General features: G+C 55.2%; 14 protein-coding genes. 10 read left to right on the top strand and 4 right to left on the bottom strand.

Going from position 1 to position 12,379, the window contains the following annotated elements; translation table 11 throughout:
• Positions 1–51 precede the first annotated feature (51 nt).
• Both DMG62_15795 and DMG62_15790 read right to left on the bottom strand, forming a co-directional pair.
• Positions 52–279 (bottom strand): hypothetical protein, encoded by a 228-nt coding sequence (locus DMG62_15795; GenBank protein ID PYY22015.1) that lies wholly within the window; start codon positions 277–279, stop codon positions 52–54.
• A gap of 52 nt (positions 280–331) precedes the next feature.
• Complete coding sequence (locus DMG62_15790; protein ID PYY22014.1) at positions 332–1,039, bottom strand: haloacid dehalogenase; 708 nt, start codon at positions 1,037–1,039, stop codon at positions 332–334.
• Between the two features lie 85 nt (positions 1,040–1,124).
• On the opposite strand from DMG62_15790, the gene DMG62_15785 reads away from it, so the two are divergent.
• Positions 1,125–2,441, top strand: coding sequence for an amidohydrolase (locus DMG62_15785; GenBank protein ID PYY22013.1), 1,317 nt, complete (start codon positions 1,125–1,127; stop codon positions 2,439–2,441).
• Here the strand turns inward: DMG62_15785 and DMG62_15780 are convergent, their stop codons facing one another.
• Together DMG62_15780 and DMG62_15775 are read right to left on the bottom strand one after the other, a co-directional pair.
• Complete coding sequence (locus DMG62_15780) at positions 2,442–3,812, bottom strand: amino acid permease (GenBank protein ID PYY22012.1); 1,371 nt, start codon at positions 3,810–3,812, stop codon at positions 2,442–2,444. It abuts the gene before it with no gap.
• 238 nt (positions 3,813–4,050) lie between these two features.
• Positions 4,051–4,395, bottom strand: coding sequence for a 4a-hydroxytetrahydrobiopterin dehydratase (locus tag DMG62_15775; GenBank protein PYY22011.1), 345 nt, complete (start codon positions 4,393–4,395; stop codon positions 4,051–4,053).
• A 181-nt stretch (positions 4,396–4,576) separates the two neighbouring features.
• On the opposite strand from DMG62_15775, the gene DMG62_15770 reads away from it, so the two are divergent.
• From DMG62_15770 to DMG62_15730, 9 genes are all read left to right on the top strand, one after another.
• Positions 4,577–5,881 (top strand): phosphopyruvate hydratase, encoded by a 1,305-nt coding sequence (locus DMG62_15770; GenBank protein PYY22010.1) that lies wholly within the window; start codon positions 4,577–4,579, stop codon positions 5,879–5,881.
• A gap of 102 nt (positions 5,882–5,983) precedes the next feature.
• A complete protein-coding gene (locus DMG62_15765; GenBank protein ID PYY22009.1) occupies positions 5,984–6,613 on the top strand; it encodes a hypothetical protein in 630 nt (209 codons plus the stop codon).
• A 5-nt stretch (positions 6,614–6,618) separates the two neighbouring features.
• A complete protein-coding gene (locus tag DMG62_15760; GenBank protein PYY22008.1) occupies positions 6,619–7,143 on the top strand; it encodes a hypothetical protein in 525 nt (174 codons plus the stop codon).
• Positions 7,144–7,154: 11 nt separating this feature from the next.
• Positions 7,155–8,759, top strand: coding sequence for a 2,3-bisphosphoglycerate-independent phosphoglycerate mutase (locus tag DMG62_15755; protein PYY22007.1), 1,605 nt, complete (start codon positions 7,155–7,157; stop codon positions 8,757–8,759).
• Between the two features lie 149 nt (positions 8,760–8,908).
• On the top strand, positions 8,909–9,229 hold the full coding sequence (locus DMG62_15750) for a hypothetical protein (GenBank protein PYY22046.1): 321 nt from the start codon (positions 8,909–8,911) through the stop codon (positions 9,227–9,229).
• Positions 9,129–9,824, top strand: coding sequence for a hypothetical protein (locus DMG62_15745; protein PYY22006.1), 696 nt, complete (start codon positions 9,129–9,131; stop codon positions 9,822–9,824). Before DMG62_15750 ends, DMG62_15745 begins: the two co-directional genes overlap by 101 nt.
• A gap of 117 nt (positions 9,825–9,941) precedes the next feature.
• Complete coding sequence (locus tag DMG62_15740; protein ID PYY22005.1) at positions 9,942–11,309, top strand: permease; 1,368 nt, start codon at positions 9,942–9,944, stop codon at positions 11,307–11,309.
• Positions 11,302–11,622: a hypothetical protein gene (locus tag DMG62_15735; protein PYY22004.1), complete on the top strand. Its 321-nt coding sequence runs from the start codon at positions 11,302–11,304 to the stop codon at positions 11,620–11,622. The genes DMG62_15740 and DMG62_15735 overlap by 8 nt, the downstream gene beginning before the upstream one ends.
• Positions 11,610–12,320, top strand: coding sequence for an ABC transporter ATP-binding protein (locus DMG62_15730; GenBank protein ID PYY22003.1), 711 nt, complete (start codon positions 11,610–11,612; stop codon positions 12,318–12,320). The genes DMG62_15735 and DMG62_15730 overlap by 13 nt, the downstream gene beginning before the upstream one ends.
• Positions 12,321–12,379 lie beyond the last annotated feature (59 nt).

Raw genomic sequence — 12,379 nt, 5'->3', positions numbered from 1 at the left:
CGAGTGGGTATCTCAGTATTGTGACACAACGGGCAAGTGGATTTTCTCAGGCTAAATCCGTTGCGTGCTGCGCAGGGCGGTGTATGTAGAGATCGCTGCAAAATCGCGGTCAAGCTGCCAGATAGTGGCGTCGTTCTCAATCGCGATTGCGGCGATCAACAGTCGATTGAGGAGCGGATCGTATAGCCTTTCCTCCGGCCAAGCCGCTAAATTTTCAGATGCGAAAACGAACGTTTTGATGTGAATAGGGTCCGCTAGCACAAGATTTGTACGCTTCATGTGTATATCGTAGACGAGTCGTTTCGGAGTTCCTGATTTTCGTGCTGCGACTCTACCTGGTCTGAACGGCTTTCTTCCCTTTAAACAGTTTGACCCAATCGCGCGGACTGTCCACAAGCACGTCAGGGGGAGCGGTTTCTAATGTGTGTGGGGCGAGGCCGTACGAGCATCCAACCGAATAGATTCCGGCGTTCTGTGCCGTAACCACGTCGACATCCGAATCCCCGATCAACACCGCTTCGGAACCTTCGCAGTTCGCTTCACGAAGCAGTTTCCGAACTCCAAATGGATCGGGCTTTTTCGTTTCGAAGCTATTGCCACCGTACACCTGGAAGAAGAATTCATTCATGCCAAGCGCATCGACAATGGCCCTGGATGGCCCAACCGGTTTGTTGGTTAGTACGGCCATCTTGCGGGGGAAGGTATCCGTGGAGCAGAGGGCTTTGAGTGCATCGATTACGCCGTCATACACGTACGTTGTGTCAAGCTTGTGCTTGCGGTAGTAGTCGAGGAAGAATTGCAGGGCCACGTGAAGAAAATGCTCGTCTTTGGGATCGCCCAAAGCACGACGAACCAGCATGGGGGCGCCATCGCCAATGTACGAGGCAATCACCTCCAATGGCAGTTCATGCCGTCCAAAGTGGCGGAGCATCGCATTCACCGAATTTCCCAGGTCTTGCCGGGAGTCAACCAAAGTTCCATCAAGGTCGAAGATCAAGAGCCGCAGCTGGCGAACTGGGATTTCACGATTAATCTTCATTTCTCTCAGTTTATCTGTGGGAGCGAATCGAGATAAGTCCTAACGCGCACTGCATCTATGATGTTGCGCGAGATTTCCTTCACCGATGAACATACCATCTAAGTTTTTCGCGCTTCTCCTGCTTTCGTGCGCTGTTTTCGCCCAGACTCCGGACGCCGGGATTCTTGCGGAGGCACTCCGCATCAAGGCGATCGACAACCATTCACATCCGCCGAAGCTAGTCGCGCCGGGAGAGAAGGACGACGACTTCGATGCGTTGCCATGCGATCCGATCAGCCAGATGGATCCGCCATTTCAGACCCGTCCCGAGAATCCCCAGGTTCTGAAAGCCTGGAAGGCGCTATGGGCGTATTCCTACAACGACCGCGATCCCGAGCACGTTAAAGCGCTCCTTGCAGCCAAGCAAAAGTTAAAGCAAGAGCGAGGGGATAATTATTCAAACTGGGTTCTCGATCAGCTCGGCATCCAATCTCAGTTTGCAAATCGAGTAGCGATGGGCCGCGGATTGCAAGCGCCGCGATTCCGTTGGGTACCGTTTGATGACCCGCTGCTCTTTCCGGGAAAGGGTTTGACTCCCTCCTCTCCCGACCGAGAGTACTTCTATCCTCGCGAACGTCAGTTGCTCAAGCGCTACATGGACGAAGCCGGCGTGGCAGCAATGCCATCGACTCTTGAGCAGTACAAAGAGCGGGTGATTACTCCCGTTCTGGAGCGACAGAAGCAAGCTGGGGCTGTAGCCATCAAGTTTGAAGCCGCCTATCTTCGCGCCCTGGACTTTGGTCCACCGGCCAGCCAGCTAGCAGACGCCGACCCAATTTATCGCGCGGCGCTCTCTGCCAGGGTTCCTTCGGATCAGGAATATTTGCGTCTCCAGAACTATCTGTTGCGATACATAGCAACCGAGGCTGGCCGGCTGGGAATGGCCGTTCACTTTCATACTGGCGGTGGATGCGGAAGCTATTTTGATCTGCCAGGCTCAAATCCCGCTCTGCTTAGCTCGCTGATCGACGATCCGGCTCTTCGCAAAACAACGTTCGTCCTGGTGCACGGAGGAGCGCAGACTTTCAGCAAGGAAGTTTCCTATTTGCTAAGTAAGCCGAACGTCTATGCCGATCTATCGGAGCAAACCTGGTTGCTTTCGCCGCGTGCACTTAGTCTAGTGCTTCGAGATTGGCTCGAATGGTATCCCGATAAGGTCCTTTATGGCACCGACCTCGCACCCGGCACTCCAGAACTCGATTGGGAGGAAGTGGGATGGATCGAAAATCAAACGGCGCGCCAGGCACTTGCGATCGCGCTGACGGGAATGATGGAGGATGGAGAGGTAAACCGGCAGCAAGTGTCTAAAATCCTGCAGATGGTTCTGCATGACACTGCAGCAAAGCTGTATGGATTGCAATAGCTAGCGTCGCGCGTTTCGAACCAACAGGTATGCAACCGTGAGGAGCAGGAGATAAAACGGGCCGCTTATAACGGTGATCCGGGTTTGCGGTACGAACCAGGTTGATCCGATGGCAGCCAATAGAGCTACGAATCCGAAGATGGAAAGTGCTCCTCCGCCGGGCGCATGCAGCGGCAATTGCGCGAGTTGATCCGCAGGGAAGCGCCTTCGAAAGCTGATATGGGCGGCCAATGTGATCCACCAAGCCAGCATTCCTCCGAACAGTGACGCTCCGATGATGTAGAGATAAGCTCCCTCCGGCGCGTATGTCTGCACGAGAATGGCCACGAGAATCCCGAATGCGGAAAGACTCAGAGCCACGTGCGGCGAGCCGGCTGCGGTCACTCTTCCGAGAGAAGCAGGGGCGTACCCGCTGCGTGCGAGGGAAAAAAGCATCCGGCCAGCGGCGAAGATGTTGGCGTTTGCTCCTGATAAGGCCGCCGTGAGAACGACGACATTCATCAGCAGCGACGCCGCAGGTATTCCAGCAATGCGAAATACGGTCACAAATGGACTCTGAGCCACGCCTGCCTGAGTCCACGGCATGACTCCGACTAGTATTCCTGTGGCTCCGATGTAGAGGACAGCAAGCAGGGCAAACATAATTCGCGTCGCGCGAGCCACAGCGGCGGGGGACTTGGCCTCTCCGGAAGCGATCGCTACAAACTCGAGTCCGAGAAAGCTGAACAGAGCAAACGATGCCGCCAGAAGCGGCGAGCCGGGGCCATGGGGGAAAAACCCTCCAGAGACGCTGTACTGAGCGGGTACTCGCTTTGAAAGAAGCAGAGCCGCTCCAACGACGATGAATGCTGCTATCGTGACAACCTTCACCATCGCGAACCAGTATTCGAATGTTCCGTAGTCGCCAACTGGACGCAAGTTGATCAGCAGCAGCAAGACTGCAAAGACGGCAATCCATACCATCGGAGCCGTCTTGGGAAACCAGACCCGCATGTAAGTCGCTGCCGCGACCAACTCACCACCGACGGCTATAACGACTGCAAACCAATAGCCATAGCGCGCAACGAATCCTGCCCAGTTGTTCAGGTAGAGCTCGGCATAGACGCCGAATGATCCAGCCGCCGGGTGGGCGCTCGCCATCTCGCCCAGAGCCATGGTAACGGTGAATGCGATCGCGGCTCCGATTACGTAGCTGAGTACGACGGCGGGTCCGGCGATGTGGATGGCTGCGCCTGAGCCCAGGAGCAGGCCGGTGCCGATCGAACCTCCGACAGCGAGCATGGCCATCTGGCCGGCGGAGAGTTGTCGATGCAGCCCAGCTTCATTGCCGATGCCTTTGGCTGAGGCAGAGACTTGTTGGACTGAGCTCAAGTGGATTGAGTGTATCGAATCTTCTCTTTGTACTTTACTTGCTTACGTGGTTCCGGCCGCCCTCGGCGGTACAAGGATTAATCGGGCCATGAGCTGTGAAACACGCGTACGCTCCGCGAAAATTTAGCGCTTATGTTCCGCATTACTGTGCTCAGGTATCAACCTTGTCGCCCAAACAATCTCTGTACTTGGCCGCGGGCGGCCGGAACTACCTTGCTTTCTTGGCCAAATCTGCTGCTTAGTGCTTCGGCTGGGGACGTGGAATCTCATCGATCTTCGCTGCAAGAATGAAATCGCTTTCGGTGAGACCATCAATCTTGTGCGTCCAGATCGATACGGTCACGTTCCCCCAACGCAGCAGGATGTCGGGATGATGGCCTTGCTCTTCGGCGATGGCGCCAATTGATTTCACAAATTCAAGCGCGCTCACGAAATCGGAAAAGCTATAGCTCTTCGAGATGTGGTGCTCATCGATTACTTTCCACCCTTTGACCTGACGCTCCAGGGCGGCCAGCGCTTTCCCTTTGAGCGGCGGAACTCCGCCTTTGCAGGGAACGCAGGTACGCTTTGCGAGTTCTGCCATGACTGAGCAATATAGCGCATTCACGTAAGAGAGCTCTCCGCATGGACATTTATAATCGCTTCTTTGCGACGCAATTCATATGTCCGACCTGGTAACCACAATACATTCATCGGGTGGTGATCCGTTAACCGTTGGACGCGAATCAGAGAGCAGATCTCAGAGATCCATTACAAGGAGAGGAATGAGCGAAATTCGAGAGATTCGTGCGCGAGAGATTCTCGACTCGCGCGGCAATCCAACGGTCGAGTGCGATGTCTTCTTGAACAGCGGAACAATGGGACGTGCCGCGGTCCCCAGCGGAGCCTCGACTGGCGAGCATGAGGCAGTCGAGCTGCGCGACAACGATTCGCAGCACTACCTCGGCAAAGGAGTGCTCAAAGCGGTTGAGAACATAGAGAGTGCGATCGCGCCTGCTCTTGGGGGGATGGATCCTTCAGATCAACGATTGATCGATGGCACGATGATTGAACTCGATGGCACCCCGAACAAGGGACAACTCGGAGCAAACGCAATTCTCGCCGTTTCCATGGCCTGCGCCCGTGCCGCTGCCAATGACTTCAAGCTACCGCTCTACCGCTATCTTGGTGGAGTAAATGCCAACATCCTGCCTGTTCCAATGATGAACATCATCAACGGAGGCGCCCACGCCGACAACAACGTCGACTTCCAGGAGTTTATGGCCATGCCCATTGGCGCGGAAACCTTCGCGGACGCGCTGCGCTGGGGCGCCGAAGTCTTTCATACCCTGAAGGGCGTATTAAAGAAGCGAGGTTATAGCACGGCAGTTGGCGATGAAGGCGGCTTTGCGCCTTCCCTGAAGTCGAACGTGGAAGCTATTGAAGTAATACTTGAAGCTATTGAGAAGGCGGGTTACAGGGCAGGCGAACAGATCGCCATCGCCCTCGATCCCGCGGTCAGCGAGTTGTACAGCGACGGCAAGTACGTTTTCAAGAAGTCGGATAAGAGTGTTAAAGATTCGGAACAGATGGTGCGCTTCTGGTCCGACTGGGTGAAGAAATATCCCATCGTTTCAATCGAAGACGCACTCGCTGAGGACGATTGGGCAGGCTGGAAGATGCTGACGGATGAGATTGGAAAGACCATTCAGTTGGTCGGTGATGATCTATTTGTGACCAATACGGAACGGCTGCGTCGCGGCATCGCAGATGGTTGTGCAAACAGCGTTCTCATTAAAGTGAACCAGATTGGAACCGTGACTGAAACGCTGGAGGCGATCGAGCTCGCGCGTCGCAATGGTTACAGCGCTATCATCAGCCACCGTTCTGGCGAAACCGAGGATACCTTCATTGCCGACCTCGCGGTTGGTACTGGCACCGGCCAGATTAAGACGGGATCAGCCTCGCGGACGGATCGCATCGCCAAATATAACCAGTTGCTGCGGATCGAGGAACAGTTGGGACGCGCGGCTGGATTCCTGGGTGTCGAGGCCCTGAACTATCACGGAGTAATCGGCAAGGCAGCCTAGTTAACGGTAGAGACCGCCCGCCACGGGGCTCCCTCGTTGCGAAGCGGCTTGGGGGTCGAATACATCGGACGAGTATCCCGATATGCATGCTGGAGACGCGGCATGCTGCATTCTCTACCGATTATTACAGAGGAGTTCCAAATGAAGCCGCTTTTCTCGAAATGCCTGGTAAGCCTGATGTGTCTTGGGGGAGCCCTGGGCCAATCTGCCCTCATAATGTCCGTTCCATTCTTTTCTACTGAAGCCGTTGCCCAAAGCGATCCCGCCTCCGAACCGGCGAGCCGTGAAGATGTGCAGAATCTGTTCTCCGTTCTCAAGCTCGATCGCATGATGCAGGTCACCATGTCCGCGGCTGCGGATCAGATGAAAGGGAATTTGCCCGAGCTGATGAGACAGCAGAACGTTGAAATCCCACAAGAGCAGCTAGACGCCATGGCTGACGACATCTTCCACGACTATCCGATGCAGGCAGTGTTGGATTCAATGGTTCCCGTCTACCAGAAGCATCTGAGCAAGGCAGATATCGGCAACATCCTCCTTTTTTATCAGACGCCGACTGGACAGAAGATGTTGAACGAAATGCCGGCGATGTCGAGGGAAGCGATGCAGGCTGCGAATCCGGTGATGAAGGAATGGATGGCTAGGATGACGCAGCGCATGCAGGATCGGGCACATGCAATGGCGCAGCAGAACGCATCGCAGAAGTCGGGAACGAATTCAAAGCCAAAGTAGGTCGTATGAAAACGTATTTTCTAGGCCTCGCGCTATTGCTGAGCTGTGCTGCGATGGCGCAGACTGCGTCGTCTCGAGCATCCAGTCCCGGGGCGAATCAGGGTGATACTGGTCAAGCCGCCAAAAAAGCTGAGATTCGTCACCTGATCGAACTTACCGGGGCGGCGAGCGTTTCAGCAGATGCACTGCGCCAGATCATCGCTCCATTGCGCAATGGCTTTCAGCAGGTTCCCGAAGAGTTCTGGGATACCTTTATCAAAGAAGTTCGCTCTGACGAATTGATCGATCTCGTCATTCCCATTTACGACAAGTACTACACGCGCCAGGAAATTCAGGATCTAACGACCTTCTACAAGTCGCCAGTGGGTCAGAAGACGATCAAAGTTCTTCCCAAACTCTCTGCCGAAGCGATCGATGCTGGGCAGGAGTGGGGACGAATCGTCGCCGACCGTGCGATGCGCAAGCTGCGCGACAAAGGCTACGACAAGTCCTCGTCGATGCCTTCTCCCGATTCTCCTGTCGGGCAATGACGATCTGAATAATGAAGAATACTCCACTCGTTCTCATCATCCTCGATGGTTGGGGATACCGTGCCGAGACTAATGCCAACGCGATAGCGCTCGCGCGAAAGCCGAATTACGACGCGCTGCTGCGCGATTTCCCCAGCACGCTTGTGCACACGAGCGGCCGGTATGTTGGTCTCCCGGCCGGCCAAATGGGAAACAGCGAGGTTGGTCATCTCAACATCGGCGCGGGACGTGTGGTGTACATGGACATCACGAAAATCGACGTGATGATTGAAAAGGGCGAGCTCTTCTCGAATCCGGCGCTGATGTCGGCGATGAAGAATGCGCGTTCTGGAGGACGACAGCTACACATCTTCGGGCTGCTCTCAGACGGCGGCGTCCATTCGCACCAGAACCATCTCTACGCACTGCTGCGCATGGCCAAGCAGAACGGAGTCGATCGCCTCTTCGTGCATGCGTTTATGGATGGCCGTGACACGCTGCCCACGAGCGGCGCCGGATACATCGAGCAGCTTCAGCAGAAGATGCGTGAGCTCGGAACTGGACACGTTGCAAGCGTCAGTGGCCGCTACTACGCCATGGATCGCGACAAGCGTTGGGAGCGCGAGCAAAAAGCGTTTGACGCGCTGGTGAAGGGTAAAGCTGAGGGCGGCACTTACATCGACCCCCTTCGCGGAATGAAGGAATCGTACAACCGCGATGTGACCGATGAGTTCATTGTTCCGTTCGTCTGCGTGGACAATCGCGGCGAGCCGCTGGCCACAATTCGTGACGACGATAGCTGCATCAATTTCAATTTCCGGGCAGACCGCGCGCGCCAGATCACCCGCATTCTCGCGCGCAACAGCGGCATCACGAAACAAAATGGTCAAGATTTGCCGGACGCTGAATCTCTTGAGAAAACAATTCCGGCAAGCGAGGCACCGACGAATCTGATTTACATCTGCATGACCCGATACGACAAGCAGTTCGAATTGCCGTTTGTCGTGCCTCCAGATTCACTCACGAACATTTTGGCGAACGTCATGGCCGGGGAGGGTCTGCATAATCTTCGCGTTGCCGAGACAGAGAAGTACGCGCACGTCACGTATTTCTTTAACGGTGGAGTTGAGCAGCCGTTTGCCGGTGAAGAGCGCGTTCTAGTGCCCTCACAAAAAGTTCCGACGTACGACCTAAAGCCGGAGATGAGTGCCGAGGGAATCGCAGACGCGGTAGTGGACGCCGTTGAACGCGGTAAGTTTCAGGTCATCATCGTCAATTTTGCCAACGCCGACATGGTGGGTCACTCCGGAAAGATCGAACCTACAATAAAAGGCGTGGAAGCAGTGGATGGATGCCTCGGCCGAATCTACAAGGCAGTCACACAAAAAGGCGGATCGATGATCGTGACCGCCGACCATGGCAACGCCGAAATGCTGATCGATCCAATTACCGGGGGTCCGCACACGGCGCACACGCTGAACCCAGTGCCGTTCATCATTGTGAGCGACGACAACAAGAGGTTTGGCCTTCGATCCGATGGAGCGCTACAGGACATTTCTCCGACTGTGCTCGGAATGCTCGGCATCCAACAACCGAAGGAGATGACAGGACACGACTTGCGGGCAAATCGTCGTTGATCATCAAGCGCGTGCCCTTGGCCATTGCAGCGGCCCAAGCTCGGAGATGAGCAGATCATCGGAGTGTCATTACCTCTTTAAATTCCCAGCGATTCTTTTCGTAGCACTCCGCGCATAATAGCTTCATGTCTCCTCTTCCTGGTCACCACATGGTTTCTACTACGTTTGAACTTCCCCGGTATCGCGTGGTGCGCACATTGGGTGTTGTCCGAGGAATCGTTGTGCGGTCCCGTTCCATTTTTGGAACCATCGGTGCGAGCCTGCAGACGCTCGTTGGAGGCAATATCACGCTGTTAACGAATCTGTGTGAGAAGACACGCGGCGAGGCTTTTGATTTGATGCTGCAACATGCTGGTGAACTGGGAGCCAATGCGGTGTTTGGCGCGCGCTACGACGCGACTGAAATCATGCAGGGCGTCACTGAGGTGCTCGCTTACGGTACTGCGGTCGTGGTCGAACGCATCGCTTAGACACATGCTTCGGGTTGTGCCGCAGACGCTCAGCTGCCTAATGCTGGCCAAAGCAGCCGAAAGGCAGCTCTCGCCAGCATTCAATTTGACCTTCCATGGGAAAAACCATGACTTCTGCGGCGCATCCACTGAACCTAAGGAGGCGGCTATGAAGAGATTTGTTTCCACGTTCGTCATGGCTGTGCTGCTGGTCGCTACCGGGGCAAGTGCCCAGCAGTCGTCGCCTGAATCGAATCCGGATCGCCGCAGCGGCGTATCTTCGGCGCAAAGCAGTCCCGGCCAGGTGCCCACTTCTCCAAACACGCAGCAGCAGAGTAATCCTCAAGGCGGATCACCCGAGTCGCCGCTGCCAGGACGAATAACCGGAGCTACACCAGAGCAAGTACAACAGGCGCTTGATCGGCAGCTACCTGCGAACGCACAGGTCACCGCAAGCGTTGTCGATGATGGCAGCTTGAAGTTAACTGGCACGGTTCGTAGTGAAGCCGATAGATCCAAAGCCGAGCAGATCGCAAAAGAGAGCACCAACAAGAGAGTGGACAACCAGATTCAAGTGAAGTCCGGTTCGACTTGGGACGAGAAACCGAAGAAATAAATTCTCTGGTGAGGGAAACCCGGGCCGGCGCAAGCCGGCCTTTTTTTCCTAGAGCAACCTCAGACCGGTTTTTCACTCACCCGATCACCCGATTTCTTTGTTGTATTCTGCTCTGAAGTGAGCTTCGAACTCTTCATCGCGGCGCGATATCTTAGGGCCAAGCGCCGCCAGGCGGTAATTGGAGTCGTCACGGCGATCTCAATCGTGGGCGTGGCTGCGGGTGTTGCGTCGCTCATCATTGCGCTCGCCATCACTAACGGATTTCGTCAGGACTTGCAAAACCGGTTGCTCGGATCAACCGCGCACGTCAGTCTTGAACGGGTGCGCGCTGATGGCATTCGCGATTGGCGTTCTCTGCTGCAAAAAACTCAGAGTCAACCGCACATTGTTGCTGCTTCTCCGGCTTTGTACGAGAAAGTCCTGGTTTCGCGCGGTGCGCGGGCGAACGGGCTCCTGCTGAAGGGTGTGATCCCGCAATACGAATTGCTAGTCAGTGAGCTGCTGGGGGATGTGAAGATCGGTTCGGCTGAGGCGTTGAAGGCTAGCGATGCGTTCATCAAGGGAGCTGCGCAGGGCGCATTGGAGACGCAGGCAGACACCCAGGCGAACTCGGGGTCCCCAGTTACGGTTGCTGGGGCGCAGGCGACGTCCGGACCCAAGAAGGCGGCCGGAACCACTGAATCAAGCGCTCCCTATCCGCCCATTGTGCTTGGGGAGGATCTTGGAAACGACCTCGGCACGACTCTGGGATCGGTGGTGCTTGTAACCAGTCCGCAGGGTGAATTGACTCCATACGGGCTTGTGCCGAAGTACAAGCGCTTCAAGGTGGTTGGTTTCTTTAAATCTGGATTTTTCGACTACGACAGTTCCTGGGGACTGATTCGGCTGGAAGATGCGCAGGCGCTGTTTGGGTTAGGCGATATTGTGTCAGTTATTGAGACCAAAATTGATGACATCTACAAAGCGCCAGAAATCAGTATTGAATTAGAGAACGCTGCCGGACCGGGCTATATGACCACGAACTGGCAGGAGCAGAATCGGCCGTTGTTCCGTGCGCTGCGGCTCGAGGGCGTGGTTACGTTTATCACTATCAGCCTGATCGTCTTTGTGGCAGCGTTGAATATCCTGATTTCGCTGACCATGATGGTGATGGAGAAGACAAAGGACATCGCGGTGCTCATGTCGATGGGTACGCGCAAAGTCCAAATACGGAAGATATTTGTCTATCAGGGACTCCTGATCGGCGTTGTCGGGACGATTATGGGGCTGGTTGGCGGGTACGTTCTTTCCTATGCAGGCGGTCACTATCACTGGATAAGGCTCTCGGCAGAGGTCTATTCGATCGATTACGTTCCTTTTGCACCTAAAGCAGTGCATGGAGTGCTGGTTGCAGCCACAGCGATTTTGGTGTCGCTGCTTGCGACCATCTATCCCTCCTGGTCAGCGGCACGGATTCTGCCTGTGGAGGCGTTGCGATATGAGTAAGGTAGCGATGAGCGATAAGCGATTAGCAATTAGCGAAAAGCGGGTGTTTGCGGCTCGCTTGCAGAGGCCCAGGGGCCATGAGGTTTGGCTAATTGCTTATTGCTTATCGCTAATCGCTGCGTTTCCGAGTGCAATTTCTTTCACAGTAACCGCTCTCATGACTTCGGTAACACACCGGGGGCTTGCAGAGAGTGTTCTAATTAACATAGGAAAAGTCTATTCGGGACAAGGGCTAAAGGCGCTTCAGACCGCGGAATACAAGGCTTTGGGGCACCTCCATTGCTCCTTTGGCGAGGCCACTTGCATCCAATAGACCGAGTAGAGCTTCTTCGGGTCCAGAATCTGAAGAAGGAATATAGGTCGGGCGAAAGCCGGCTGGTGGTCTTTGAAAATTTGTCCTTCGTTGTGAGATTGGGGGAAATGCTGGCGATTGTGGGCGAGTCCGGCACGGGTAAGAGTACGCTGTTGCACATTCTCGGAACTCTTGATAGGCCGTCGGAAGGTGACATATACTTCGCGCAACTTTCGCTGAAGTTGTTGTCCGATGAGCAGGCTGCGGACCTCCGCAACCGCGAAATCGGCTTTGTCTGGCAGTTCCACTATCTGTTGCCGGAGTTCGACGCGCTGGAGAATGTTGCGATGCCGTTGTTGGCGCGAGGCGAGAACCCGAAGCAAGCTCGGGCCCGAGCAGCGGAATGGCTGCGCGAAGTGGGCCTTGGGGACAGAATGCATCACCGCTCAGGGGAGCTTTCGGGTGGCGAGCAGCAGCGAGTGGCACTGGCGCGGGCGCTGGTGACCGGTCCGAAATTGCTTCTGGCGGATGAGCCGACAGGAGATCTCGATACCGGAACGGCCGAGAAGATATTCGATCTCATTGCGCGATTGCATTTACAGCATCAACTCACCTCGATTATCGTCACTCACAACCTGGAATTTGCGAGGCGCTGCGGGCGGATTCTTCGCCTGCATGCAGGACGACTCGAGGAGCTTGCACCTTCTCGCATGGCCTGATAAAGATTGCAGTAAGGAAGGACAGATGTATTAGTTAATCTGCGGGTAATCTGAAACGA

The organism is Acidobacteriota bacterium (assembly GCA_003225175.1).
GTDB lineage: Bacteria > Acidobacteriota > Terriglobia > Terriglobales > Acidobacteriaceae > Gp1-AA112.
The sequence above is the reverse complement of the archived record's forward strand: the minus strand, read 5'-3'. Positions and strand labels throughout refer to the sequence as shown.

Excerpts from the sequence above, each read along its gene's own strand:
- DMG62_15760 (PYY22008.1), top strand. The coding sequence starts at position 6,619 with ATGAAAACGTATTTTCTAGGCCTCGCGCTATTGCTGAGCTGTGCTGCG.
- DMG62_15745 (PYY22006.1), top strand. The coding sequence starts at position 9,129 with ATGCGGTGTTTGGCGCGCGCTACGACGCGACTGAAATCATGCAGGGCG.
- DMG62_15775 (PYY22011.1), bottom strand. The coding sequence starts at position 4,395 with ATGGCAGAACTCGCAAAGCGTACCTGCGTTCCCTGCAAAGGCGGAGTT.
- DMG62_15755 (PYY22007.1), top strand. The coding sequence starts at position 7,155 with ATGAAGAATACTCCACTCGTTCTCATCATCCTCGATGGTTGGGGATAC.
- DMG62_15795 (PYY22015.1), bottom strand. The coding sequence starts at position 279 with ATGAAGCGTACAAATCTTGTGCTAGCGGACCCTATTCACATCAAAACG.
- DMG62_15750 (PYY22046.1), top strand. The coding sequence starts at position 8,909 with ATGGTTTCTACTACGTTTGAACTTCCCCGGTATCGCGTGGTGCGCACA.
- DMG62_15770 (PYY22010.1), top strand. The coding sequence starts at position 4,577 with ATGAGCGAAATTCGAGAGATTCGTGCGCGAGAGATTCTCGACTCGCGC.
- DMG62_15765 (PYY22009.1), top strand. The coding sequence starts at position 5,984 with ATGCTGCATTCTCTACCGATTATTACAGAGGAGTTCCAAATGAAGCCG.
- DMG62_15790 (PYY22014.1), bottom strand. The coding sequence starts at position 1,039 with ATGAAGATTAATCGTGAAATCCCAGTTCGCCAGCTGCGGCTCTTGATC.
- DMG62_15785 (PYY22013.1), top strand. The coding sequence starts at position 1,125 with ATGAACATACCATCTAAGTTTTTCGCGCTTCTCCTGCTTTCGTGCGCT.
- DMG62_15735 (PYY22004.1), top strand. The coding sequence starts at position 11,302 with ATGAGTAAGGTAGCGATGAGCGATAAGCGATTAGCAATTAGCGAAAAG.